Origin of the sequence: Microbulbifer thermotolerans, assembly GCF_001617625.1 — a bacterium.
In the GTDB taxonomy this organism is placed as follows: Bacteria; Pseudomonadota; Gammaproteobacteria; order Pseudomonadales; family Cellvibrionaceae; genus Microbulbifer; species Microbulbifer thermotolerans.
On sequence record NZ_CP014864.1, the window covers coordinates 1,641,500 to 1,665,866 of the forward strand.

The 24,367-nt window shown below is 55.5% G+C and carries 23 protein-coding genes, 3 tRNA genes and 1 pseudogene; 22 read left to right on the forward strand and 5 right to left on the reverse strand.

From position 1 onward, the window contains the following. The first annotated feature begins 24 nt into the window (after positions 1–24). From cmk to A3224_RS06960, 9 genes are all read left to right on the forward strand, one after another. Positions 25–723, forward strand: a complete 699-nt coding sequence (gene cmk / locus A3224_RS06920) for a (d)CMP kinase (RefSeq protein ID WP_067152864.1) — start codon at positions 25–27, stop codon at positions 721–723. 170 nt (positions 724–893) lie between these two features. Next, positions 894–2,573, forward strand: coding sequence for a 30S ribosomal protein S1 (rpsA, locus tag A3224_RS06925; protein WP_067152867.1), 1,680 nt, complete (start codon positions 894–896; stop codon positions 2,571–2,573). Positions 2,574–2,715: 142 nt separating this feature from the next. Beyond that, on the forward strand, positions 2,716–3,024 hold the full coding sequence (gene ihfB / locus A3224_RS06930; protein ID WP_067152868.1) for an integration host factor subunit beta: 309 nt from the start codon (positions 2,716–2,718) through the stop codon (positions 3,022–3,024). Positions 3,025–3,081: 57 nt separating this feature from the next. Further along, positions 3,082–3,390, forward strand: coding sequence for a lipopolysaccharide assembly protein LapA domain-containing protein (locus A3224_RS06935; protein ID WP_231902487.1), 309 nt, complete (start codon positions 3,082–3,084; stop codon positions 3,388–3,390). Beyond that, on the forward strand, positions 3,391–4,581 hold the full coding sequence (lapB, locus tag A3224_RS06940) for a lipopolysaccharide assembly protein LapB (protein WP_067152870.1): 1,191 nt from the start codon (positions 3,391–3,393) through the stop codon (positions 4,579–4,581). A gap of 153 nt (positions 4,582–4,734) precedes the next feature. Next, positions 4,735–5,379: an orotidine-5'-phosphate decarboxylase gene (pyrF, locus tag A3224_RS06945; protein ID WP_231902516.1), complete on the forward strand. Its 645-nt coding sequence runs from the start codon at positions 4,735–4,737 to the stop codon at positions 5,377–5,379. Positions 5,380–5,688: 309 nt separating this feature from the next. Further along, positions 5,689–6,615, forward strand: coding sequence for an NAD-dependent epimerase/dehydratase family protein (locus A3224_RS06950; protein ID WP_082817427.1), 927 nt, complete (start codon positions 5,689–5,691; stop codon positions 6,613–6,615). Then, positions 6,612–7,502, forward strand: coding sequence for an MraY family glycosyltransferase (locus A3224_RS06955; RefSeq protein WP_067152876.1), 891 nt, complete (start codon positions 6,612–6,614; stop codon positions 7,500–7,502). Before A3224_RS06950 ends, A3224_RS06955 begins: the two co-directional genes overlap by 4 nt. 62 nt (positions 7,503–7,564) lie before the next feature. Next, positions 7,565–9,517 carry a polysaccharide biosynthesis protein gene (locus A3224_RS06960; protein WP_139223274.1) on the forward strand — a complete coding sequence of 651 codons (1,953 nt, stop codon included), beginning with the start codon at positions 7,565–7,567 and terminating at the stop codon, positions 9,515–9,517. A gap of 431 nt (positions 9,518–9,948) precedes the next feature. Here A3224_RS06960 and A3224_RS06965 read toward each other — a convergent pair. Beyond that, a tRNA-Asn gene (locus A3224_RS06965) sits at positions 9,949–10,024 on the reverse strand. Between the two features lie 249 nt (positions 10,025–10,273). On the opposite strand from A3224_RS06965, the gene uvrB reads away from it, so the two are divergent. The 11 genes from uvrB to A3224_RS07020 all read left to right on the forward strand — a co-directional run bounded on the left by uvrB (position 10,274) and on the right by A3224_RS07020 (position 20,719). Next, on the forward strand, positions 10,274–12,286 hold the full coding sequence (uvrB, locus tag A3224_RS06970; protein WP_067152878.1) for an excinuclease ABC subunit UvrB: 2,013 nt from the start codon (positions 10,274–10,276) through the stop codon (positions 12,284–12,286). Between the two features lie 371 nt (positions 12,287–12,657). After that, positions 12,658–12,734: transfer RNA gene (locus tag A3224_RS06975), tRNA-Val, on the forward strand. A 94-nt stretch (positions 12,735–12,828) separates the two neighbouring features. Next, entirely contained in the window at positions 12,829–14,760 is a 1,932-nt protein-coding gene (thrS, locus tag A3224_RS06980) for a threonine--tRNA ligase (RefSeq protein ID WP_067152879.1), read from the forward strand. Between the two features lie 60 nt (positions 14,761–14,820). After that, complete coding sequence (gene infC, locus A3224_RS06985; RefSeq protein WP_437180640.1) at positions 14,821–15,321, forward strand: translation initiation factor IF-3; 501 nt, start codon at positions 14,821–14,823, stop codon at positions 15,319–15,321. Positions 15,322–15,467: 146 nt separating this feature from the next. Next, positions 15,468–15,662, forward strand: a complete 195-nt coding sequence (gene rpmI / locus A3224_RS06990) for a 50S ribosomal protein L35 (RefSeq protein ID WP_067152883.1) — start codon at positions 15,468–15,470, stop codon at positions 15,660–15,662. Positions 15,663–15,698: 36 nt separating this feature from the next. Then, entirely contained in the window at positions 15,699–16,058 is a 360-nt protein-coding gene (rplT, locus tag A3224_RS06995; protein ID WP_067152885.1) for a 50S ribosomal protein L20, read from the forward strand. Positions 16,059–16,241: 183 nt separating this feature from the next. After that, positions 16,242–17,255, forward strand: a complete 1,014-nt coding sequence (pheS, locus tag A3224_RS07000; protein ID WP_067152887.1) for a phenylalanine--tRNA ligase subunit alpha — start codon at positions 16,242–16,244, stop codon at positions 17,253–17,255. Between the two features lie 89 nt (positions 17,256–17,344). Then, on the forward strand, positions 17,345–19,732 hold the full coding sequence (gene pheT / locus A3224_RS07005; RefSeq protein ID WP_067152888.1) for a phenylalanine--tRNA ligase subunit beta: 2,388 nt from the start codon (positions 17,345–17,347) through the stop codon (positions 19,730–19,732). Positions 19,733–19,861: 129 nt separating this feature from the next. Beyond that, positions 19,862–20,170 (forward strand): integration host factor subunit alpha, encoded by a 309-nt coding sequence (gene ihfA / locus A3224_RS07010; RefSeq protein ID WP_067152890.1) that lies wholly within the window; start codon positions 19,862–19,864, stop codon positions 20,168–20,170. Beyond that, positions 20,148–20,504 carry a MerR family transcriptional regulator gene (locus tag A3224_RS07015; protein ID WP_067152892.1) on the forward strand — a complete coding sequence of 119 codons (357 nt, stop codon included), beginning with the start codon at positions 20,148–20,150 and terminating at the stop codon, positions 20,502–20,504. The genes ihfA and A3224_RS07015 overlap by 23 nt, the downstream gene beginning before the upstream one ends. Positions 20,505–20,642: 138 nt before the next feature. Next, positions 20,643–20,719: transfer RNA gene (locus A3224_RS07020), tRNA-Pro, on the forward strand. A 127-nt stretch (positions 20,720–20,846) separates the two neighbouring features. On the opposite strand, the gene A3224_RS07025 is transcribed toward A3224_RS07020, so the two are convergent. The 4 genes and pseudogenes from A3224_RS07025 to A3224_RS17625 form a co-directional block, all read right to left on the reverse strand. Then, positions 20,847–21,275 carry a DUF1810 domain-containing protein gene (locus tag A3224_RS07025; RefSeq protein WP_067152894.1) on the reverse strand — a complete coding sequence of 143 codons (429 nt, stop codon included), beginning with the start codon at positions 21,273–21,275 and terminating at the stop codon, positions 20,847–20,849. 79 nt (positions 21,276–21,354) lie between these two features. Continuing rightward, a complete protein-coding gene (locus A3224_RS07030) occupies positions 21,355–22,017 on the reverse strand; it encodes a pseudouridine synthase (RefSeq protein ID WP_231902488.1) in 663 nt (220 codons plus the stop codon). Between the two features lie 100 nt (positions 22,018–22,117). Beyond that, the gene (locus tag A3224_RS07035) at positions 22,118–22,390 is read right to left on the reverse strand and encodes a YchJ family protein (protein ID WP_231902489.1); all 273 of its coding nucleotides are present in this window, start codon (positions 22,388–22,390) and stop codon (positions 22,118–22,120) included. Between the two features lie 60 nt (positions 22,391–22,450). Next, positions 22,451–22,633 (reverse strand): annotated as a pseudogene (locus A3224_RS17625) (hypothetical protein); the annotation flags it as partial. An 86-nt stretch (positions 22,634–22,719) separates the two neighbouring features. Between A3224_RS17625 and A3224_RS07040 the strand changes: the two are divergent. Next, a complete protein-coding gene (locus A3224_RS07040) occupies positions 22,720–23,250 on the forward strand; it encodes a TetR/AcrR family transcriptional regulator (protein ID WP_067152900.1) in 531 nt (176 codons plus the stop codon). A gap of 50 nt (positions 23,251–23,300) precedes the next feature. Continuing rightward, positions 23,301–24,362 carry an efflux RND transporter periplasmic adaptor subunit gene (locus A3224_RS07045; RefSeq protein WP_082817428.1) on the forward strand — a complete coding sequence of 354 codons (1,062 nt, stop codon included), beginning with the start codon at positions 23,301–23,303 and terminating at the stop codon, positions 24,360–24,362. Positions 24,363–24,367 lie beyond the last annotated feature (5 nt).

Sequence of the window (24,367 nt, forward strand, 5' to 3'; positions counted from 1 at the left end):
CGGGCCTCAGGGAACTAAATCTTGATGAGTGAAGCCGATAATCAACCACCTGTTATTACTATCGACGGGCCCAGCGGCTCGGGTAAGGGGACCATTGCCAAGCTGCTGGCGGAAAAGTTGAAATTCTCACTGTTGGACTCCGGTGCGCTCTATCGGCTCACCGCGCTAGCGGCGCTGAGTCGCGATATTGATTTGGCCGACGAGGCTGCGCTGACAAAGGTCGCCTCAGGTCTGGATATCCGTTTCGAGCCGCGCGATGGTGAGGTCGCGGTACTGTTGGAAGGGCGGGATGTGAGTCGGGATATCCGTATGGAACGGGTCAGTATGGCGGCCTCTAAGGTGGCCGCCATGCCCGGCGTCCGGGCAGCTTTGCTGCAGCGTCAGCGGGATTTTCTGAAGCCGCCGGGCCTTGTGGCAGACGGGCGCGATATGGGCACCACTGTGTTTCCCGACGCACCGGTCAAGGTTTTCCTGACTGCCAGCGCGGAAGAGCGCGCCCGGCGGCGCTACGAGCAGTTGCGGGAGAAGGGGGTTTCTGTTAGCCTCCGCGACCTGCTGGAGGACATCCGCGCCCGCGACGCCCGCGATATGAACCGCGCCGCTTCGCCCCTGGTTGCCGCCGAAGACGCGGTGGAGCTGGACAGTACCGGGGTGACAATCGACGGAGTCCTGGAAAAGGTATTGCAGCTGGTGCTTGAGCGGATCCGCCTTCCGGGCGCTTGAGTACCGGCAGATCGACAATTTGTTTTGAAAGACAGCGGCCGGGTTCAGCCAGAATCGCCCGGCCGTTGTTGTAATCCGACCCGCGTGCTGGCAGCGCGGTGGGGCAGTGGCTGGCGGTTGACTAGACTAGAGAGTTACCAACGGCTGGGCCCATTTATATAGGTAATGTAATGAGCGAGAGCTTTGCTGAACTTTTTGAAGAGAGCCTGAAAAGCGTAGAGATGGCCCCCGGCGCCATTGTGACCGGTGTGGTAATCGACGTGGACAAAGACTGGGTGACCGTACACGCAGGCCTGAAGTCCGAAGGCGTTATCCCCGCTTCCCAATTCGCGAACGAGAAGGGCGAAGTGGACCTGCAAGTGGGCGACGAAGTACAGGTTGCCCTGGAAGCGGTGGAAGACGGTTTCGGTGAAACCCGTCTGTCCCGTGAGAAAGCCAAGCGCGCTGAAGCCTGGAAGATCCTCGATGCGGCCCATGCCGCGGACGAAGTGGTCAAGGGTGTTATCAGCGGCAAGGTCAAAGGTGGCTTTACTGTCGATGTGGCCAGTATCCGCGCGTTTCTGCCGGGCTCTCTGGTCGATGTGCGTCCGGTTCGCGATACCTCGCACCTGGAAGGCAAAGAGCTCGAATTTAAAGTCATCAAACTGGATGCCAAGCGCAACAATGTGGTGGTGTCCCGCCGCGCCGTGATGGAAGCTGCGACTTCCGAAGAGCGCGAAGCCCTGCTGGCCAGCCTGCAGGAAGGCATGACCGTGAAAGGTGTGGTGAAGAACCTGACCGACTACGGTGCCTTCGTCGACCTGGGTGGTATCGATGGCCTGCTGCACATCACCGATATGGCCTGGAAGCGTATCAAGCATCCGAGCGAGATCGTCAATGTTGGCGATGAAATCGAAGTTAAGGTGCTGAAGTTCGACCGCGAGCGCCAGCGTGTCTCCCTGGGCCTGAAACAGCTGGGCGAGGATCCTTGGGTATCCATCAAGCAGCGCTATCCGGAAAACAGCCGCGTGAAGGCGACTGTAACCAACCTCACCGACTATGGCTGCTTTGCCGAGCTGGAAGAGGGTGTCGAAGGTCTGGTACACGTTTCCGAAATGGACTGGACCAACAAGAACATCCACCCGTCCAAAGTCGTCCAGGTTGGCGACGAGATCGAGGTGATGATTCTGGATATCGACGAGGAGCGCCGCCGTATTTCTCTGGGTATCAAACAGTGCCAGGAGAATCCTTGGGATGCCTTCGCGCGCAAATATGCCAAGGGCGATCGTATCTCTGGCAAGATCAAGTCAATTACTGACTTCGGCATCTTTATCGGCTTGGACGGCAGCATCGATGGTCTGGTGCATCTGTCCGATATCTCCTGGAACGAGGCCGGTGAAGAAGCGGTGCGCAAGTTCAAGAAAGGCGACGAAATCGAGACCGTTATCCTGGGTATCGACGCCGAGCGCGAGCGCATCTCTCTGGGCATCAAGCAGCTGGAGTCTGATCCCTTCTCAGACTATGTGGCTGCCAACGATCGCGGCAGTGTCGTCAAGGGCACCGTGAAGGAAGTTGACGCCAAGCAGGCGGTTATCTCCCTGGCAGATGAAGTGGAAGGCGTGCTGCGCGCTTCCGAAATCAGCCGCGATAAAGTGGAAGATGCACGCAATGTGTTGAAAGAAGGCGACGAAGTCGAAGCCAAAATCACCAGCGTGGATCGCAAAAACCGTGTGATCAGCCTGTCTATCAAAGCCAAGGATCAGGATGAAGAGAAGCAGGCGATCAAGGATCACAGCAAGAAGCAGGCTGAGCAGGTTCAGCCCGCGACTATCGGTGACCTGATCAAAGCGCAGATGAACAACAAAGAGTAATAGCGCTCATTTGTTGTGTGCCCTTGGCTAATAGCTCTGGGTAATATGAAAGCCGGACCGGGGTTGCCCAGTCCGGCTTTCTATTAGATGATTGCCGCCTTAAGCTAGAATAATCAAGCACTTACAAAAGGTTGTGGGGCACATGACCAAATCTGAACTGATCGAAAGGATTGCGTTGCGGTTAGATCAGCTGCCGGTCAAGGATGTCGAGCTGGCGGTCAAGGTAATGCTGGATACCATGTCAGATGTACTGGCTCGGGGGGAGCGGATTGAAATCCGCGGCTTTGGCAGCTTTTCCCTGCACTATCGCGCGCCGAGAACCGGCCGCAACCCCAAGACCGGGGATGCAGTGGCTCTCGCGGGTAAGTATGTGCCTCATTTCAAACCGGGGAAAGAGTTACGCGACAGAGTCAACCGGAGTATGCACGGCGAAACCGAGACCGAAGTATGATTGGGCCAGTCGTGCGATTGTCGCTTTAACCACTCCCTGCGGAACGCGGAGGTTCCCTTGTCTTTTCTGCGCTGGCTGATGCGTCTCATCTATGGGCTGTTGGCCCTCCTGTGTATTGTTGCCGGAGTTTATTTCGCGGCGGACAACCCGGATGTCATCGCTCCCAGGCTTGCGGGCTTCGCCCTGCCTGAAGGGGGTGTTGGCTTCTGGTTGATCGGCTTTCTGCTGATTGGCCTTCTGCTGGGCTTCGTGGCCAGCCTGTTGCCTTTTTATGCCGAGCGGCGACGGGCGCGCGGATTGGAACGGCAGTTGCAGCGACTGGAGCGGGAACTGCACACGGTGCGACGCCAAGTGTCCGGAGACTGAATGGCCGATCTCACGTTTTTCTTTTTTCTGCTCGCCGCCGTTGCCATAGGCTGGTGGCTCGGGCGGTCCAGCACCAGGAAGAATGCGGAGCGCAGTCAACAACAGCGGGCATTGGCGCATTCCTATGCCCAGGGCCTCAACTACCTGTTGAGCGAGCGTCACGACGACGCTATTGATAAGTTTATTGACTCGCTCGAAGTCAGCAGCGCCACCTTCGACACCCATTTGGCTCTCGGCAATTTGCTGCGCAAACGCGGTGAGTACGATCAGGCCATTCGTGTGCATCAGAACCTTCTCGCCCGGCCCAGTTTGGCCCGCCAGAGTCAGCAAAAGGCACAGCTGGAATTGGCGCGGGACTACATTGCTGCTGGTTGGCTGGATCGGGCTGAACGTTTGCTCCAGGAGCTGGTGGAGACGTCCCCAGAGTTGCGTAATACCAGCCTTGAACACTTAGTGGAGGTATATCGCGACGAGCGGGAGTGGGCCAAGGCAATTCACGCGGTAAATTTACTACACGGCCGCCGTTTCAAACGTCTCTCGCCGGAGTGGGCGCCTGTTCAAGCACATTTCTGCTGTGAGCTCGCGCAGGAGGCAATCAACAGTAAGGACTATCTGAGCGCGCGCCGGCATATTGATGCGGCACTTGGTTATGATCGCAATTCAGTGCGGGCCAATTTGCTTTGGGGCAATTTGGAGCATTTGCTCAACCGGCCTCGCGAGGCGATAAAGGTGCTTCAGAGGATCCCCAAGCAGAATCCGGATTATATTCCCGAGATTCTCAAGTTGTTGATTGCCTGTTACGAGCAGGTGGGGGATGAAAAAGGGTTGGATCGCTACCTGGAATCCCTGTTGCGCGAGCATCCGTCCAACAGTGTGCTCATCGCCCTAACAGAGCGTATTCAACATCAGCAGAGTGAGGCGGCCGCAGCCGCCTTTATGGGCAAGCAGTTGGCGCTGCGCCCGTCACTGCGTGGCCTGGGTTATTTCCTCGATTTGCATATTGACAGTACCCAGGGACGCGCGCGGGAGAATCTGTCCCTATTGAAAACACTGATCGATCAGTTGATCGCCAGTCGCCCTCAGTACCGCTGTAGCAATTGCGGTTTCTCCGGTAATCAACTCCACTGGCTATGTCCCAGCTGTAAGCACTGGGACTCTGTACGGTCAGTAAAAGGGGTGGAAGGCGAGTGAGCGGTACATTGCGCCATTGAATTTGATGATAAACAGCGTGCGTATTGCGCATCTCTGAGAGGTACTGTTTTGCAATCCCGAAATTCGTTTAGTCACGTTTCTTCTCCCGTCATCGTCGCGCTGGACTATGACACGGCTGCAGCTGCGCTGGGTATGGTGGATCAGTTGGATCCCGCCCTGTGCCGTGTAAAAGTGGGGAAGGAACTTTTTACCTCCGCTGGCCCTGGACTTGTGCGAGATATAGTGAAGCGCGGCTTCCAGGTTTTTCTCGATCTCAAGTTTCACGATATCCCCAATACTGTCGCTGCGGCAGTCAGGGCCGCGGCTGAACTGGGTGTTTGGATGGTCAACGTCCACGCCAGTGGTGGCGCGCGAATGATGAGTGCCGCTGTGGACGCTCTGCAGTCATTCGGTGACAGCAAGCCACTGTTGATCGGTGTAACCGTGTTGACGAGCACAGCACCGGAAGAGCTGTCTGCGGTTGGTGTTACCCGACCACTGGAAGAGCAGGTATTAGCCCTGGCCGATCTGGCAAAAAGCAGTGGCTTGGATGGTGTCGTCTGCTCCGCGCGCGAGGCACAAGCACTGAAGCGGCAATGCGGAGATGGATTTGCGCTGGTTACACCGGGGATCCGTCCAGCCGGAGCTGCCGCTGATGATCAGCGGCGTATTGTGACACCAGCTCAAGCGTTAGCCTGGGGGGCGGATTATCTGGTCATTGGTAGACCGATTACCGCTGCGGCAGATCCCATGATGGCCTTGCGGAATATCCTGGCTGAGCTCGGTGAAAAAAAATAGGGAACTCTTTTTTGTGTAACACCGTGTAATCAACTGAGGAACAAATTAGCGCTCAAATCTGATAAAGTGTCGCGGCTTTGAGGTAATCGTTTTTCCCGGCCGAAAATAATCGAAAACAGTGGGGCGGCTGTGGAGCTATGAGTTTTGATTGTGAATCATAAGCCCTTCATTGCCTTGCTTTCTTATTTCGGGTTGGCAGTTGCCGATAAGTTGCAGTGGGAGTGAGGTAGGGCCAGTACGGCACCTTAGGGCTTTTTTCTGTACAGGTGAGAAATTCGCATTATAAGGATTTGTTGGGGAAAATAGAAAATGGCGCGCTGGGTTGTGGTTGGCGGTACAGGCTATATTGGAAGGGCATTGTGCCGCCGCCTGAATTCAAGCGGTTGGCGGGTTTTATCTGTATCACGTGCGCCTGATGGCCCTGTAGGCTGTAAGCATTTATCTCTACAGCTGTCACCTGGCAGCGACTTTTCACATATTTTTCAAGCGGGGGATCGTGTTGTTTATGCCGCCGGGTTGGCAAGCCGCGCAGAGTGTGAACGCCATCCGAGACAGGCTTATTGGCTCAATAGCGACTGCCCCTTAATGTTGCTGCGCTGTGCTGAGCGCGCTGGCGCGGAGTCCTTTACTTATATTTCCAGTGTCAAGGCGAAGCGTCCGCCCAGGGGGCGAGTAGCAGGTGAAGACGATGGTGTGCCGGCCACCGATGTGTATGGCCATAGTAAATGGCTCGGCGAGCGATTACTGCTTGCTGAGCTTAGCAATTGCCGTGTCAACCTGATCCGCTCCGCATCCGTTTACGGTATTGATACGGGGGGCAGAGGTTCCCGAGGGAGGGCCGGGCGCTGGCTTGGACTTTTGGGATTTGTCGGAAACATTGCGCCGCTACTTCCCGCCAGTGGCCGGCGCAGTTTTATCAGCCTTTCAGACCTGGTTCAGGCTATTGTCCTACTGGCGGAGGCGCAGCACTGTAATCGGCAAGTGTTTATTGCCGCGGAGCCCACTTTTTATGACTTGGCAGCTATTGTGAGCGCGATCCGCGGTGCCCGTGTGCGAGCCAGTTCTCGCCTGATGCGGCTATTGCTCGCGGCGGCGCGCCCATTGCGTCGGCTGCCAATTGCGCGGACCCTGCTTGAGCTTGAGGAGAGCGAGCTATATAGCGCTGCCCGGTTGCGCAAAGCACTGCGGTGGCGTGCGGAAGAGCGTTACTGCCACTTTTTGCGGAGTATTTCGTGACAGTGTTTATGGTGGAGTGGATTGTCGCGGTGTTGGCGGGGGCGACGGTGAGTTACGGCCTGACCGCTGTATTGTTGTCTCGTATGGGTGATTTGGCTCTGGATCTGCCCAATCACCGTTCTATGCACCAAACGCCGGTGCCGCGTACAGGTGGCTGGGCGCTGATAGCAGGTTGTGCGGTCGCGTTGGCGATAAGCCCTGCATCCATGCCAATGCCGCTGCTGTCTGGGTTTGCTCTGCTTCTGGCTGTGTCTGTAATCGACGATCTGCGTAATGTCGCCGTGCCAGTACGTTTTGCCGTGCATTTGCTGGCAGTGGCCCTGGTGCTTTTGTCGCTGTCGGGGAGCCTTTCCTGGTGGTGGTATCCCCTGTTGTTGCTGGGCGGCGTGTGGATGGTCAATCTGTACAATTTTATGGATGGTATGGACGGCCTCGCAGGTAGCATGACGGCGGTCGGTTTTGGCGCCCTGGGGCTGGTGGCTGCTTGGCGGGGGCAGGAAGAGCTGGCGGGAGTCTGCGCATTGCTAGTGGTCTCCGCATTGGTTTTTTTGCGCTACAACTGGCCTGAGGCTCGTATTTTTCTCGGGGATGCGGGTTCTACATCGCTTGGCCTGGCCGCGGTTGCCGTCAGCCTGCTCGGTTGGCAAAAGGGGGCTTTCGGCCTGTTGGTGCCAGTTGTAATCTTTGCTCCATTCTGGCTGGATGCCTCTCTCACCTTGATGCGGCGTATTATTTCGGGAAAACGCTGGTGGGAGCCCCATCGCGAACATATTTATCAGCGTAGTGCCCTTCGAATAGGGGTTAAAAAGACCCTTTATTGGCAGCTGGGATTAATGTTGGCCGCATCTATACTTGCATTTTCGCTGGTCTGGCTTGGTATGGCGTAGTGGGGATAAAGCCGCGATGGGGGAGAGTCCCCCGCGGTTGGGAATAATTTTGGGGGGATCTAGTGATACGCATCTGGCGGGCGGTGCAAAAACACCATAAGCCATTTTTGATGCTGCTGTTCGACCAGTTGATGTTGAGCCTCGCTTTTTTTGTGGCTATGGCTATTCGTCTCAACGGGTTGTCCCCGCTATTTGAAGTGGAAGTGCTGCTCTGTCTGGTGCTTACACTGGGGTCCAGCAGTTTTATCTTTCTGCGCTTGGGGCTGTACCGTACCGTTATTCGGTATATGGGGCAGCAGGCCATTGTGGCGGTATTGCAGGGGGTTACAGCCTCTGCTGTGGTACTGGCGGTGGCCTCCTACCTGACCTTTGCTGGCGTGCCGCGTTCGGTGCCGGTGATTTATTGGTGCTTTGCGCTTATTGCTGTGGGCGGTTCCCGCTGGCTAGTACGAATTTATTATCAGATGGCACTGGAGATCCACAAGACCCGCGTCGCTATTTACGGCGCTGGTACTGCCGGCCTTCAAATGTACAAGGCACTAATTCACGGTGAGATCTACAAGCCGGTGGCCTTTTTCGACGACAATGCTTCCAAGCAGAACACCTTGATAGATGGTGTACTTGTCTACAATCCGGCCAATATCCTCGAAGTCGTTGCCGAACGGGATATTGCTGAGGTGCTCCTGGCGATGCCAGGTGTACCTAAGCGCCGTCGCCGGGAGATCACCCGTGGGCTGCGCGAGCGCGGCCTAGTGGTAAAAGTAATACCAGGGGTTGAGGAGCTGGTCGATGGTGCTGGCCGGGTGGCGGATGTCTCGCAAATCTACGAGAACATCCTTGGCCGTGCACCGGTGGAGCCGGAAAAGAAGCTGATCGCCGGCTCCATCAGTGGCAAGGTGGTTCTGGTCACTGGTGCCGGCGGTTCCATTGGCTCGGAGCTGTGTCGGCAGATCGCACACTGGGGGCCCGCGCATCTGGTGATGGTGGAAAACTCCGAATATGCCCTTTATCAAATTGAGCGTGAGCTCGAACAGCAGCAGCAGGACGAAGGGCAGCCGTTAAAAGTGACAGCTTTGCTTGGCGATGTGCGCGACCGCACGCGAATGGCGGAAATTATTGAAAGCTTTTCTGTCAACACTATTTATCACGCGGCGGCATACAAGCATGTGCCACTGGTGGAACAGAATGTGGTGCTAGGCGCCGATAACAATGTGCTTGGGACTCTGTCCGTGCTCGAGGCTGCAGAGGCTTATGGGGTGGAGCAGTTCGTGCTTATTTCCACGGATAAGGCCGTGCGCCCGACCAATGTAATGGGGGCGACCAAGCGTTTTGCCGAATTGGTCTGCCAGGATTTTGGTCGGCGCTTTGCAAAGACTCGTGTGTGCATGGTGCGTTTCGGCAATGTGTTAGGATCTTCCGGGTCTGTTATCCCGCTATTTACAGATCAGATTAACGCTGGTGGTCCGGTCACCGTTACCCACCCCAAGGTCACCCGCTATTTTATGACTATTCCCGAGGCCGCTCAGTTGGTGCTGCAAGCCGGAAGCATGGGGCGTAACGGCGAGGTCTTTGTTTTGGATATGGGCGAGCCGGTACGCATTTACGATCTGGCCAAGCGCCTGATCCAGATTATGGGGCACACCGTGCGGGATGAGGAAAATCCTGACGGTGATATTGAAATTCAAATTACCGGTCTGCGACCGGGTGAGAAACTCTACGAAGAGCTGCTGCTCGGTGACAATGTCTCCGGCACGGACCACCCTATGATTATGCGTGCCGAGGAAGAGCGGCTTTCCAGTGATCGTTTGCAAATATTGGTCGGGGAGTTGCGGGAGGCTTGTAGCCGGCACGACTGCGAGCAGGTACACCGGATTCTGCGGGAAGCGGTAAAAGACTACGCACCCAAGCAAAACTTGGTGGATGTGGTTTGGGAGCAGAAGCGGGAGAGGCAGACTCGGGCCAAGGTGGGGCAGGTAGAGCGCTTGCCGCTGCCGACGGATGGTGCGCGGCGCTGATAAACCTCTAAGGAACCTCTGATTAATTCGCGTGAACACAATGGTAGGTTCCGGGGCGCTCAGGCAGTAGGACGGATATTTCGAAAACGCACGAGTACTTCCCTGTAGCTCCGCCGGATACCGCCTTGTATCCGATTGCTTCGAAATGGCCGTCCTATCGCCTGAGCTTCACATCCGCCCCCGAAGAACCTCTGCCACCAGGAAATGAATTAATTAGAGGCCCCCTAATTCCTATTTATATAGGGGAAGGCCATCGATAGAGCCTCGAGCGGATTAAACCGCGCGTCTCCCTCCACTTTTTATTCTGATGCGAAAGCCCCCTGTACCTCAGCGGGGCTTTTTATTTTCTGCGAGTGGGCAACAGACTGGGTTGCTTTTTCAGCCGCAATACAATAAAAAAGGCCCTCGGCTTTCGCCGGGGCCTTTCTGTTTGGCTCCGCCTGCTGGGCTCGAACCAGCGACCCAGTGATTAACAGTCACTTGCTCTACCAACTGAGCTAAGGCGGAATATCTTTGCGGCCGTTGCCGTTCAGATGGCGCGTATAGTATAGGCGCTTTCTCTGTTGGTCAACCCTTTTTTTTCACTTTAACTTATTGATTTGCCAGTAATTTAATTTCTACCCTCCGGCTGTCTAAAAAAGCGGCGCAGGATCGTTGGTTGAGCGAATTCTACTGACGTTGTGCGGGCATTTGTGGTGGCCATGGCGACAACCTACAATCGCGGATTGCCTTTAAACTCTAGTCGGCAGTGAGGTTATGGAGTCTCGTCCTTTTCAGGTGATATGTAAGTACAGCCCGGCAGGCGACCAGCCAGCCGCGATAGAGCAGTTGGTTGAGGGAGTGGAGGATGGCCTCAGCCACCAGACCCTGCTGGGGGTGACCGGTTCTGGTAAAACTTTCACTATGGCCAATGTCATCGAGCGGTTACAGCGTCCGGCCATCATAATGGCGCATAACAAGACGCTGGCGGCGCAGCTATACGGTGAGTTCAAGGAGTTCTTCCCCAAGAACGCGGTGGAGTACTTTGTTTCTTACTATGACTACTATCAGCCGGAAGCCTATGTGCCCTCGTCTGACACCTTCATTGAGAAGGATGCCTCGGTCAACGAACACATTGAGCAAATGCGCCTATCCGCGACCAAGGCTTTGATTGAGCGCCGCGATGTCATTGTGGTGGCGACTGTCTCGGCCATATACGGCCTGGGGGATCCGGATAAGTATTTGAAAATGGTGTTGCACCTGGATCGGGGAGATCTTGTGGATCAGCGCACCATCCTGCGCCGACTGGCAGAACTGCAGTACACGCGTAACGATGCGGATTTTCGCCGGGCCACCTACCGTGTGAGAGGTGACATTATTGATATTTACCCGGCGGATTCGGACTTGGAGGCGGTGCGCCTGTCTCTGTTCGATGAGGAAATTGAAGAGATCACTCTGTTTGATCCGCTTACTGGCGAGCTCCTGAAAAAGGTGCCCAGAATCACTATTTTCCCCAAGTCGCACTATGTAACGCCGAGGGAAACCATTCTCAACGCCATGGAGCAGATAAAGGCGGAGTTGCACGAGCGTCTTGCCCAGTTGCGCGATAACGGCAAGCTGTTGGAGGCTCAGCGTCTGGAGCAGCGCACCAAATACGATTTGGAGATGATGCAGGAATTGGGTTATTGCAATGGGGTGGAAAACTACTCCCGTTACCTCTCCGGCCGTGACGCCGGTCAGCCGCCTCCGACTCTGTTTGACTATCTGCCCCATGACGCTCTGTTGTTTATTGATGAGAGTCACGTCACAGTGCCGCAAATCGGGGGCATGTACCGAGGGGATAGGTCGCGCAAGGAAACACTGGTGGAGTACGGCTTCCGTCTGCCGTCGGCATTGGATAACCGCCCGCTGAAGTTTGAGGAATGGGAGCGGCTGGCACCGCAGACTATTTTTGTTTCCGCTACTCCAGGGCCCTATGAAGAAGAGCATGCCGGGCAAGTGGTCGAGCAGGTGGTGCGTCCCACCGGCCTGGTGGACCCGGAGGTAGAGGTGCGTCCCGCTTCGACCCAGGTGGACGATGTGCTGTCGGAAATACACCGCTGTGTGGATGCCGATCAGCGGGTGCTTATCACTGTGCTTACCAAGCGGATGGCGGAGGATTTAACCGAATATCTGGACGAAAACGGAGTGCGGGTGCGCTACCTGCACTCGGACATTGATACGGTGGAGCGCGTTGAGATAATCCGCGATCTGCGTATCGGTGAGTTCGATGTACTGGTGGGAATCAACCTACTTCGTGAAGGGTTGGATATGCCCGAGGTGGCCCTTGTGGCTATTTTTGATGCCGACAAGGAGGGTTTCCTGCGTTCAGACCGTTCGCTGATTCAGACCATAGGTCGCGCGGCGCGGAATCTCGAGGGGCGGGCTATCCTGTACGCGGACAAGGTTACAGACTCGATGCGGCGCGCTATGGAGGAAACCCAGCGTCGCCGTGACAAGCAGCTGCAGTTCAATGTGGAGCACGGCATCTCTCCTCGGGGAATCCGCAAAAGTGTGGTCGATATCATGGAGGGTGCGGTGGCGCCGGGTGTGCCCAAGTCGAAACGCAAGGTGGCAGAGAAAAAGGGTGTGTTCAAAGTGGACAGGCAGCCGCTGTCTGACAAGCAGCGCTGGATGCGGATCGAGGCGCTGGAAGAGCAGATGTATCAACATGCCAAAAATCTCGAATTTGAAGCGGCCGCCAAGCTGCGTGACGAAATTGCCCGCCTCAAAGAGGGTGGGGAGGCTTGATTGGTTTGGTCACCTAAGGAACCTCTGATTAATTCGCGTGAACGCTTTGGTTAGTTCCGTGGCGCTCAGGCAATAGGATGGCCATTTCGAAAACGCACGAGTACTTCCCTGTAGCTCCGACGGATACATCCCTGTATCCGACGGTTTCGAAATGGCCATCCTATCACCTGAGCTTCTCATCTGGCTCCAAAGAATTTTTACCGTCAGGAAGCGAATTAATCAGAGGTTCCCTAACAAGAGGTGCTGATACTGGTCGCGGCGTTTTTTTTTATTTTGGTGTTCACTAAGTTGTTGAAAACCTTAAGGTTGGGTGCTAAAGTTCGCGCTCCTTGCAGCAAGGGTCTCCCGCTGCAATTTTTAAAAGCTATTGCAGACCCGTAGCTCAGTTGGTTAGAGCGCTGCCTTGACATGGCAGAGGTCAGCGGTTCAAGTCCGCTCGGGTCTACCATCTTCGCAGTGCTTCCGCCAGATGTGGAAGCCCCGCAATATTCAAATTGGTTCATGCGGTCTTTGGTAGGGATCGCCACTGATAAGGAAGTACAATGCCTGTTGTTACGCTCCCCGACGGCGCCCGCCGCGAATACCCTAACCCTGTTTCCGTTAGTCAAGTTGCTGCCGATATTGGTCCTGGTTTGGCCAAAGCTGCACTAGCCGGTGTGGTGGATGGCAAGGAAGTCGATACCAGCTATGTTATTGACCGGGATGTGGAACTGGCCATTATCACTGATCGGCAGCCGGAAGGCCTGGAAATTATCCGGCACTCCACAGCGCACCTGCTGGCGCAGGCAGTGAAGCAGCTGTATCCGACAGCCCAAGTCACCATTGGCCCAGTGATAGAAGATGGCTTCTATTACGACTTTGCCTATGAGCGCCAGTTCACGCCGGAAGATTTGGAGAAGATCGAGAAGCGCATGGAGGAGCTGGCAAAGGAAGACATTCCGGTCAGCCGCCGGCTGATGCCGCGTGAAGAAGCGGTCGAATACTTCCGCGGTATGGGAGAGGAGTACAAGGCGAAGATTATTGCCGATATTCCAAGTGAAGAGGATATCTCTCTCTACCGCCAGGGCGATTTCGAAGACCTGTGCCGCGGCCCGCATGTGCCCTCTACTGGTCGCCTCAAGGCCTTTAAGTTAACTAAAGTTGCCGGTGCGTATTGGCGCGGGGATGCGAACAATGAGATGTTAACCCGTGTCTATGGGACAGCCTGGGCAAACAAGAAGGATCTCAAAGCATATCTGCGCCGTATTGAAGAGGCGGAGAAGCGTGACCACCGCAAGTTGGCGAAAAAATACGACCTCTTTCATATCCAGGAAGAGGCGCCCGGTATGGTTTTCTGGCACCCGAACGGCTGGACCATCTACAGTACTATTGAACAGTACATGCGTCGCCGTCAGAGGGAATATGGCTACAAGGAAATCAAGACCCCGCAGTTGGTGGATTTTACCCTGTGGCGCAAGTCCGGCCATGCGGACAAATTTGCTGACGACATGTTCTCCCTCACCAGTGAGGAGCGCCAGTTCGCAATAAAGCCGATGAACTGCCCCTGCCATGTCCAGGTGTTCAATCAGGGGTTGCGCAGTTACCGCGACCTGCCTCTGCGTCTGGCAGAGTTCGGTTCTTGTCACCGCAGCGAGCCGTCCGGCTCGCTGCACGGTCTGATGCGGGTGCGTGGTTTTGTTCAAGATGACGGCCATATCTTCTGCACCGAAGAGCAGATCCAGTCAGAAGTGTCCGCGTTTATGGACCTGCTGCATTCTGTGTATAAGGACTTCGGATTCGAGGAAGTTATTTACCGCCTGTCTACCCGCCCGGAACAGAGGGTTGGTTCCGACGAGAGCTGGGACAAAGCGGAGAAGGCGCTTGCTGATGCGCTGGACGCTGCGGGCCTGCCCTGGGAGGAATTGCCGGGTGAGGGCGCCTTCTATGGTCCCAAGATAGAGTTCTCTTTGAAGGACTGCCTTGGACGAGTCTGGCAGTGTGGCACCATACAGGTGGATTTTTCCATGCCCGGTCGTCTGGATGCTCAGTATGTGGCGGAAGATGGTTCGCGGCAGACGCCGGTAATGTTGCACCGGGCGGCATTGGGCTCCTTTGAGCGCTTTATCGGTATATTGATTGAGCACTACGAAGGCGCTTTCCCCACTTGGCTGGCTCCCCAGCAGGTGGCAATACTGAATATCACGGACCGCCAGGCGGACTATTGCCGTGATCTGGAGGCGCAACTCGGGGCCCTCCAATACCGAGCCGCAGCCGACTTGAGAAACGAAAAGATCGGCTTTAAAATCCGCGAGCACACGCTGCAGCGTGTTCCTTATCTGCTTGTGATCGGCGATAAGGAAGTGGAGAACCAAACAGTCGCCGTGCGGACACGCAGTGGGGAAGATCTGGGAACTATGACGTTCGAGTCATTCCTGGAGATCCTCAAGCAGGACGTGGATCGCCGCGGCCGTGTGTCTATTGGTTCTCAGAAGTGAAACTGACAGGAGACGACAGCTATTAAACGAGACAGCAAGGGACGGTCCAAAAAGGCCCGCATCAATGATCAGATAGAGGCGTCGGAAGTCCGCCTCATTGGCGCCGACGGCGAACAAGTGGGAATTGTTTCCCTCAATGAGGCGCTTGAAGCTGCGCAGCAGGCCAATCTGGATCTCGTTGAAATTGCGCCGGACTCCAAGCCGATAGTCTGTAAAATCATGGACTACGGTAAGCATGTGTTTGAGGCCAAGAAGGCCAAAGCTGCTGCCAAGAAGAAGCAAAAGCAGCAGCAAATCAAGGAGATGAAGTTCCGCCCGGGCACTGATATTGGTGACTACCAGATCAAGTTGCGCAATCTGACCCGCTTCCTGGAGGCGGGTGACAAGGCCAAGGTTTCTCTGCGATTCCGCGGAAGAGAGATGGCGCACCAGGAGCTGGGTCTGGAGATGATGCAGCGCATTGAGCGAGATCTGGCGGAGCTGGGTACTGTGGAGCAGCGGCCAAAGCTGGAAGGCCGCCAGATGATCATGGTGATTGCTCCTATCAAAAAGAAAAAGTGAGGCCGCGGCTGAGCCGCGGAATCTCTTTGGGAAGTGATTGGGCGACGGCTGCCTCTTCACTCCCGTAACATGCCGCCGTTACCCGGCGGTTATTTTTGTTGTAGGTGCCTGCTTGCAGGTAAACCTTTAATTTTTTGGAGTAAAAAATGCCGAAAGCAAAAACCCATAGCGGCGCTGCCAAGCGCTTCAAAAAGACGGCTGCGGGCTACAAGCACAAGCACGCCAACAAGAGCCACATCCTCACCAAAATGACCACCAAGCGCAAGCGTCAGCTGCGCGGCACTCAGACTATGAATAAGTCTGATGCAGCTCTGGTCGATCGCATGCTGCGCGCCAAGTAATTGGCTCACTCGCAACGAATTTAAGAGGATAGCATTATGGCCCGTGTAAAACGTGGTGTAGAGGCGCGTCGTCGTCACAAGAAAATTCTGAAGCAGGCAAAAGGTTACTACGGTGCGCGTTCACGCGTATTCCGTGTCGCCAAGCAGGCAGTGATCAAAGCCGGTCAATACGCTTACCGCGACCGCCGTGTTAAGAAGCGTAACTTCCGCGCACTGTGGATCACTCGTATCAACGCACAATCCCGTGCGGAAGGCCTGTCCTACAGCCGCTTGATCGCCGGTCTGAAAAAGGCGGGTATCGCACTGGATCGCCGGGTATTGGCTGATCTGGCGGTATACGACAAAGCCGCTTTTGCTGCCGTAGTTGAAAAAGCCAAGGCAGCCCTGGCAGCGTAAGTTGTCGCTCCAGTTGCAAGACTGGGTATTAAAAATAGGGAAGGGCTGTGGTGGCCCTTCCCTATTTTTTTATAAAGATTCCGCTACTTTTACGTGGTATGGGTGGAGCAGCCCGCCGGTGCACTGAACGCCGGTAGAGCGATGCATAAACAACCAGAGTTAATTTTGAACGGGAACAGTTCGATGCAAGATTTGCAGTCCCTTACCGAACAGGCGCTGGAGCAGGTGGAGAAGGCCGAAGGCCTGGCGGCACTGGATCAGGTGCGCGTGGATTACCTGGGGAAGAAGGGTCAGCTCACCGCGCTGCTAAAAGGTCTTGGCAAGCTGTCGGCGGAAGAGCGCCCTGCTGCCGGTGCCAGGATTAACGAAGCAAAGCAGCAAGTTCAGGAAAAGATCAACGCGCGCAGGAAGCAGCTTGAGGAAGAGGCTATTAACGCCAAGTTGGCGGAGGAAACCATTGATGTCACTCTGCCGGGCCGTGGAGAGGTGCAGGGAAAAATGCACCCGATCACTCGCACTCTGCGCCGCGTCGAGGAGTTTTTTGTGCGAATCGGCTTTTCCGTGGAAAGGGGGCCGGAGATTGAGCAGGACTATTACAACTTTGAGGCGCTCAATATTCCCGCACACCATCCGGCGCGGGCAATGCATGACACCTTCTATATAGATCCGACGACGGTCCTGAGAACGCACACCTCTTCCGTGCAGATACGGACCATGGAAAAGAAAGAGCCGCCGCTGCGTATTATCTGTCCGGGCCGGGTTTATCGCTGTGATTCCGACGTCACTCACTCGCCGATGTTTCATCAGGTTGAGGGCTTGGTCGTAGGCGAGAACATCAGCTTCGCGCACCTGAAGGGGTGTATCGACCAATTCCTGCGCGCGTTTTTTGAAGCCGATGTGCCGGTGCGCTTCCGCCCCTCCTATTTTCCATTTACTGAGCCGTCGGCGGAGGCGGATATTCAATGCACCGCTTGCGGTGGTGAAGGTTGCCGTGTCTGTTCCGGTACGGGCTGGCTGGAAATCCTCGGCTGCGGCATGGTGCACCCCAACGTCTTTGCCGCATGTGATATCGACAGTGAGCGTTATTCGGGCTTTGCTTTCGGGTTGGGCGTTGAGCGCCTCGCAATGTTGCGCTACGGGGTCAATGACTTGCGACTGTTTTTTGACAACGACCTGCGCTTTCTCAAGCAGTTTTGACTGGGGCATCGGGGCCTGCCTCTAGGTAGTGGCTCGCCCCATAGAGAAAGGCAGACAGCGCAAAACAGAATTCAAAAAGAGACAGCACTATGAAATTCAGCAATTCCTGGCTGCGGGAATGGGTAGATCCGCAGCTGACCCCACAAGAATTGGCCGATCAAATCACCATGGCCGGCCTCGAGGTGGACAGTGTTGAGGCCGTCGCGGGTGAATTCACCGGTGTTGTGGTGGGAGAAATCGTTGCTTGTGAAAGGCACCCTGACGCGGACAAACTGCGCGTATGTACCGTTGCCGGTCATCCGGACGGCGAGATGCAGGTGGTCTGTGGCGCCCCCAATGCCCGTGCCGGTATCAAGGTCCCCTTTGCGTTGGTAGGAGCCAAGTTGCCGGGAGACTTCAAAATCAAAAAGGCCAAACTGCGCGGTGTTGAGAGTTTTGGCATGCTCTGTGCGCAAACGGAATTGGAGTTGGGCGAAGACGGGGATGGCATCTGGGAGTTGCCGGAAGATGCTCCTACAGGCAAAGACCTGCGGGAATACTTGCAGCTGGACGACGTTGCTATCGAAGTAGACCTGACCCCCAATCGCTCAGACTGCCTCGGCATAGCCGGCATTGCCCGCGAAGTGGGTGTTCTCAACCGCTGCCCGGTAAAGGGGCCGGAAATTGCTCCGGTTGCCGCACAGATTGACGACAGTGTGCCGGTTTCCCTGCTCGCTGGTGACGCCTGTCCACGTTACGTCGGCCGAGTGATCCGCAATATCGATATTACTGCCCCTACACCCCTGTGGATGCAGGAGCGGCTGCGGCGCAGCGGATTGCGTTCTATTGATCCGGTGGTGGATGTGACCAACTATGTCTTGCTGGAGTTGGGGCAGCCGATGCACGCCTTCGATCTGAGCAAGCTGTCCGGTGGAATCAAGGTGCGTATGGCGGAGAAGGGGGAGGAATTGACCCTGCTCGATGGCCAGGAAGTGAAGCTGGAAGAGGGCACCCTGCTGATCGCCGATGAGGATAAGCCGCTGGCTATTGCGGGCGTTATGGGAGGGTTGGAGTCGTCGGTAACAGAGGACACTCGGGATATTTTCCTGGAAAGTGCTTTCTTCAACCCCCTGGCCGTTGCTGGTAAAGCGCGCTCCTATGGCCTACACACTGATTCCTCGCACCGTTTCGAGAGAGGGGTTGACTACCGGTTGCAGGAGAGGGCTGTTGAACGCGCCACTCAGCTGTTACTGGAAATTGTCGGCGGGGAGCCTGGCCCGGTACACCTGCGCGAACTGAGTGAAGCGATGCCCACTGAACGGCATATTACTCTGCGCAGACGAAGTGTGTCCCAGCGTCTTGGCGTGACCCTGGCTGCCGACGAAATAGTGGATATCCTGACGCGTCTGGGCCTGGAGAAAATCGATGAAAATGCCGAAAGCTGGACCTTCCTCGCTCCGAGCTTCCGCTTCGATATCGCGATAGAGGCAGACCTGCTCGAGGAACTGGCGCGGGTCTATGGCTACAACCGTATTCCGAGTATCAGTCTCACTGCGGCTCTGGATATTGAACCTCGGCCGGAGAGAGCGCTTTCCCGGGACATCCTGGAGCAGACACTGTTGGCCCGCGGATATTCCGAGGCGGTTACCTTCAGTTTTATCGATCGTGAGATAGCCGAGCTCTTTGATCCGGATACACAGCCGGTGGCCCTGCAGAACCCCATCAGTGCTGATCTGGCGGTAATGCGCACTTCCCTGATCCCAGGTCTGTGCAAGGCACTACAGTACAATCTCAACCGTCAGCAGAACCGTGTGCGCCTGTTTGAATCGGGTTTGCGCTTTGTGCCGGGAAGTGAGCTGCGTCAGGAGCCGATGCTGGCGGGGCTGGCTTACGGCGCCCGTTTTGCCGAGAACTGGACCGGCAGCAAGGATGACGTCGATTTCTACGATATCAAGGGGGATGTGGAGGCATTACTGGCTCACTATGCTATAGGAGAGTCAGCTGAGAAGGAGTTCCGCTTCGCTGCTGGCCAACATCCCGCTCTGCACCCGGGACAGTGCGCCCGAATCTATCGGGGTGATCGTGAAGTCGGTGTAGTTGGGACATTGCACCCACAGCTGCAGAAAAAACTGGATCTGCCCAGGTCTGCATTGGTGTTTGAGTTGAACCTGGAGGCCCTGGGAGAGGCGGTGCTTCCCAGTTTCCGGCCACTGTCCAGGTTCCCCGAAGTACGCCGCGATCTGGCCCTTCTGATCGATGCAGATGTGCCCGCCGCCAACCTAGTGCAGAGTGCCCTTGAGGCTGCGGGTGAAACCTTGACGGACCTCAAGATTTTTGATGTTTATCAGGGCAAAGGTATTGATTTCAATAGAAAAAGTGTCGCCTTGGGGTTGACGTTTCAGCATCCGTCGCGCACCCTTAATGACGAAGAAATCAATACCGCGGTAGATGCGGTGGTCGGAACATTAAAACAAAAATACAACGCCAGCCTGCGCTGATACCGGCGAATAGCTCCGGGGTGCGGGCGGTAGGCATCCCGAGAGCGTCTGCTTCCGGGTTGAAAGCCGCCGCGGTTTGGGCCGCTTCCGATCTGGAGTCGACGCCTCTGAATCTGTTGGTAGGAACCAATGACAGAGGCACTGACCAAGGCCGGGCTCGCTGAAAAGCTGTACGAAGAGCTGGGCTTTAATAAGCGCGAAGCCAAAGAGATCGTCGAGTACTTTTTCGAGGAGATCCGCAACGCGCTGGAAAACAGCGAGCAGGTCAAGCTGTCCGGTTTCGGTAACTTTGACCTGCGCGACAAGAGCCCGCGCCCTGGCCGCAACCCCAAGACCGGCGAGGAAATCCCCATTTCCGCACGCCGGGTAGTCACCTTCAAACCGGGACAAAAACTCAAGGCACGAGTAGAAGAAGATGCTGGAAGCGAGCAACAATAGCGAATTGCCCGTCATCCCCGGCAAGCGCTATTTCACCATTGGTGAAGTCAGTGAGCTGTGCGCGGTCAAGCCACATGTTCTGCGCTATTGGGAACAGGAATTTCCCCAACTGAATCCGGTAAAACGCCGCGGCAATCGCCGTTACTATCAACATCAGGACGTCATTCTGATCCGCCAGATTCGAGCGTTGCTGTACGAAGAGGGGTACACCATCGGCGGCGCCCGCCTGCAGATGGAGAATGGTAGCCAGAAGGCGGAGACTGTCCAGTTACAGCAGGTGATTCCACAAGTTATCGCCGAGCTTGAAAGTGTTCTCAGCTTGCTGGAGACCTAGGCCGGCTATTGCAACTCAAAAAAGGCGTAAATCCAGGCTTGCATTCCCCTGTCACTCATGTATGATTTGCGCCTCATCGCAATTCGGTGCCCCTTATAAATCAAGCACTTATGTTGTTTAGTGTGCGATTTGCTCAATCGGAGCGTAGCGCAGCCTGGTAGCGCACCACACTGGGGGTGTGGTGGTCGTCGGTTCAAATCCGGCCGCTCCGACCATATACTCAGTACGCAGAAAGCCCTTGTAATTCTCAGATTACAAGGGCTTTTTGTTTTTGTGGTGGGTATAGCGCAACGCTCCCAGTGTAGTGGGCTTGCGGTCACGATACGCACGCTGTCTGCCATCTCACTGGGGTTTGCGCAAAATTTCCAGTGTGCGGTAATCCGGCTGGCCTTTATAGAATTTGTCCAGAACCTGGCTGAACAGCCCCTTCCCACCTTCTGCGATGGAAAACAGGGTCATGGAAGACCTGAGTTTCAAATCATCCGGGCTGCCAAAAATTTGCTGGGCTGTGCGTTCTTGTTGCAGCAGCTGTGTGCAGCATTCTCTGAGTCTGGGCCCCAGTAGCGGGTGATCAAGGTAAGCCCGCGCTTCATCCAGACTTTTGAGCGCATAGTGCTGAGCCATGGCGCTGTGACCCAGGCCGACAATTTGCGGAAATACATACCACATCCAGTGGGAACGCTTTTTTCCCTCCGTTAGCTCTTTTAATGCCGAGTTGTAATTTTTTTCTTGGGCTGAGACAAATCGCTCTAGGTTAAACGGATCGTTCATGGTTCTATGCGTGGAAGGAGTCGCGTGGAAGAAATCGGCCTGTGCCGAATAGCAGTATAGTTAGTTGTTCCGGGAGTGTTTATTGCGGCAGCTGCCAGCCAAAAGCCTGGATCAGAGAGTGAAATTGCCCGCGCGGCGGTGCCAGCAAATTGAGAGGCTCGCCGGTTAGTGGGTGGCTGAGGCGTAACTGCAATGCATGTAGTAGTAACCGTTTGCAGTTGTAATGTTCAGCAAAGAAGCGGTTGTGGACTGACTTACCGTATTTGGGGCAGCCGATCAACGGGTGGTGAATGTGTTTGAAGTGACGGCGTATCTGATGTCTTCGCCCTGTGACCAGAGTTATCTCTACCAGGGAGTAGCGGCTGCTTGGGTAGCGATCCACGGCGTAGGGCAGTTCGACGGTCTCTAGTCTGCGGAACTTTGTGATAGCAGGCTGCCGCGGCAGTTCGGCTCTGCGGCGCTTGCGCTGATGCTTGAAGTCAGCGACTGGTGGTAAGGGGTGGTCGATCACACCTTCCTCCGGGCAGTAGCCGCGGCAGACGGCGACATATTTTTTTAAGGATTCCTCACTTTCCATCTGCACTTGTATTTTTGCGGCAACTTCTCCGCTCTTTGCAAAGACGATAACCCCGGAGGTGGGTTTGTCCAGCCGGTGGACAGGATAGAGGTGTTTGCCGGTGCGGTCGCGCAAGTGCTGCAATAGGATTCGCTCCTCGCGGGGATCTATGTTTGATCTGTGCACAAGCCATCCTTCCGGTTTGTAGGCCGCGATGAGCTGGGTGTCTTCGAAGAGGATTTCAGGATGCATGCCGCTTATATTCCGCTTGGGATTGCTTGTGCGGTCAACCCTGCAATGGGGCGACGTAAACCCAGCGCTTTTTGTGCAGTTTGAACAAGGAGATCTCATGCATTGCCTGTTCCGTGCCGTTGTCTCGGTACCAAGCTCGGAACTCCACAATTGCTTTATCCGCTGCCTGCGTACTCCTAAGAACCTCTAGACGTGTCCACTGGGTTTGCAGGTCATCGGGGGTTAATTCGGGGCAGGTGTTTGGGTCCCAGGTCTTGCGCAGATAGGGCAAGTTGCCGCGAGTAAAGGCGGTGAACCGGCTGCGCATCAGGGTTTCGGCGCTATCAGGGTAGGCTGTTCCGTCGAGAAACGGACCGCAACATCTTTTAAGGGGCAATCCGGAGCCGCAGGGGCATTTTACGTCTGACATAGTTGTATTACAGGTTGTGGTGTTGCGGAGCCCATCATTCGCTATTGATGATGGGCTGCGGCAGATTCTAAAGCCCCTGGGACTTGCTGTCTCGTCCGTCGGCGGGCAGGTGGGCGGTTTCGAGTGCTGAATACTGTCCATTGAAAGTTACTTCTTGACGCGGTCCCGCGGGCTGTTAACATACCGTCCAGTTGGTCGGTTATGACTAAGGTTCTCTGGAGAGTCACATGTCGAAGGTCGACAAAGAAGACATTATCCGTGCAGCAGAAGAGGTGCTGCGCGAGAAGGGGGCGCGCCGCTTGACCCTCGATGCGGTGGCAGCGCGGTGTGGCTTGAGTAAAGGCGGCTTGCTGCACCATTTCCGGAGCAAGCAATCCCTGCTGCAGGCGATGCTCGAATCCGCGATCGCTAGTGAAGAGGCTCTGGCTGCTGAGTACGCCGCGAACCACGAAAACAGCGTTCTCGCATCCCGCATTTATTCTGCGTTTGCGTTAATGCAGGACGAAAAACAGCTCCCTCGCGCTTTGATTGCCGCGGTGGCGGAAGATCCCGCTCTACTGGAGCCCATCAAGGCCAAAGAAGCAAAGATTCGCGCGACCCTGTCTGAGCACTGTCGAGACCCAGAGCTGGCGCTCCTGCTGATTTTGGCAACGCGCGGTCTGTTTCTCGGCCGCCAATTTGGTGTGCTGGACCCCGATGACCCAATTTTCAATCAGCTGCGAGAGCGCTTGCTGAATCTTGCTGCCGAGCTGGAATAATTTCTGATTAAGTTCTGTTAACTCCCCACTCGATGTTCTGAGTATTGCATATGAATATCCCTGGTAATGTTCGTTCCCCTTTAATTTTGCTGTTGGCATTTGCGGTGGTTGTCTCTGGTTGTTCCGGCTCCGCTGAGGATGAGCAGCAGGTCGAGCGCGAGTGGCCGGTAAAAGTCGCCACGGTTTCCACCAACGACACAATCGATCAGCGCCAGTTCGCCGGTCGGGTCAAGGCGGTGCAGACGGTGGATTTGTCATTTCAGGTGGGAGGTAAACTCAACTACCTGCAATTCCGTGAAGGCGAAATTATTCCAAAGGGTAAGCTGATTGCAGCTCTTGATGAGAGCGATTTTGTTCGCGAGGTGAAACAGGCGCGTGTCAATCTTGATTTGTTACAGAAAACGCTAGCCCGCCAGCGCTCTTTGGCCGAGCGCAATGTGATTTCCCAGCAACAGCTGGACGAAACTGAGACCAATTACGATCTTGCCAAGGTTGCGCTCGAAAAAGCGGAACAGAATTTATCTTATACAAAATTGAAGGCCCCCTTCGATGCACTGGTTACGCGTCAGTTGGTGGAAAATTATACTAACGTGCAGGCTGGGCAGGGCATTGTGCGGCTGCAAGATGTGTCGGAAGTCCGGATTCAGGTATCGGTGCCGGAGAACCTGCTGGCCACAGTGAACCGCGAGCGGGTGAATTCTGTAAGTGCGACATTTGAATTTCTGCCTGGTAGAGAATTCCCACTGGAGTACCGAGAGCACCAGGCCGAAGCAGACAGCGTGACCCAGACTTACATTGTGGAGCTGGGTATGCCACAACCAGAGAATGTGCAGATTTTGCCGGGCATGACTGCCCGTGTGAACCTGAAACTTAACCAGGCGCAGGATGACCTGTGGGTACCTTTATCCGCTGTGCAGAGCAGTGCGGATGGCTCGCCGTATATTTGGCGAATCAACGAAGATCAATCTGTATCAAAAACGCCTGTACAACTCGGGCGTACCGATGGCGAGGTGGTGGAAATCAAGAGCGGCGTGGATACATCCATGAAGCTGGTGGCCGCTGGCGGGCAGCACCTCTACGAAGGTGCAAAGGTGCGTAACTATGCACAGTAACTCGT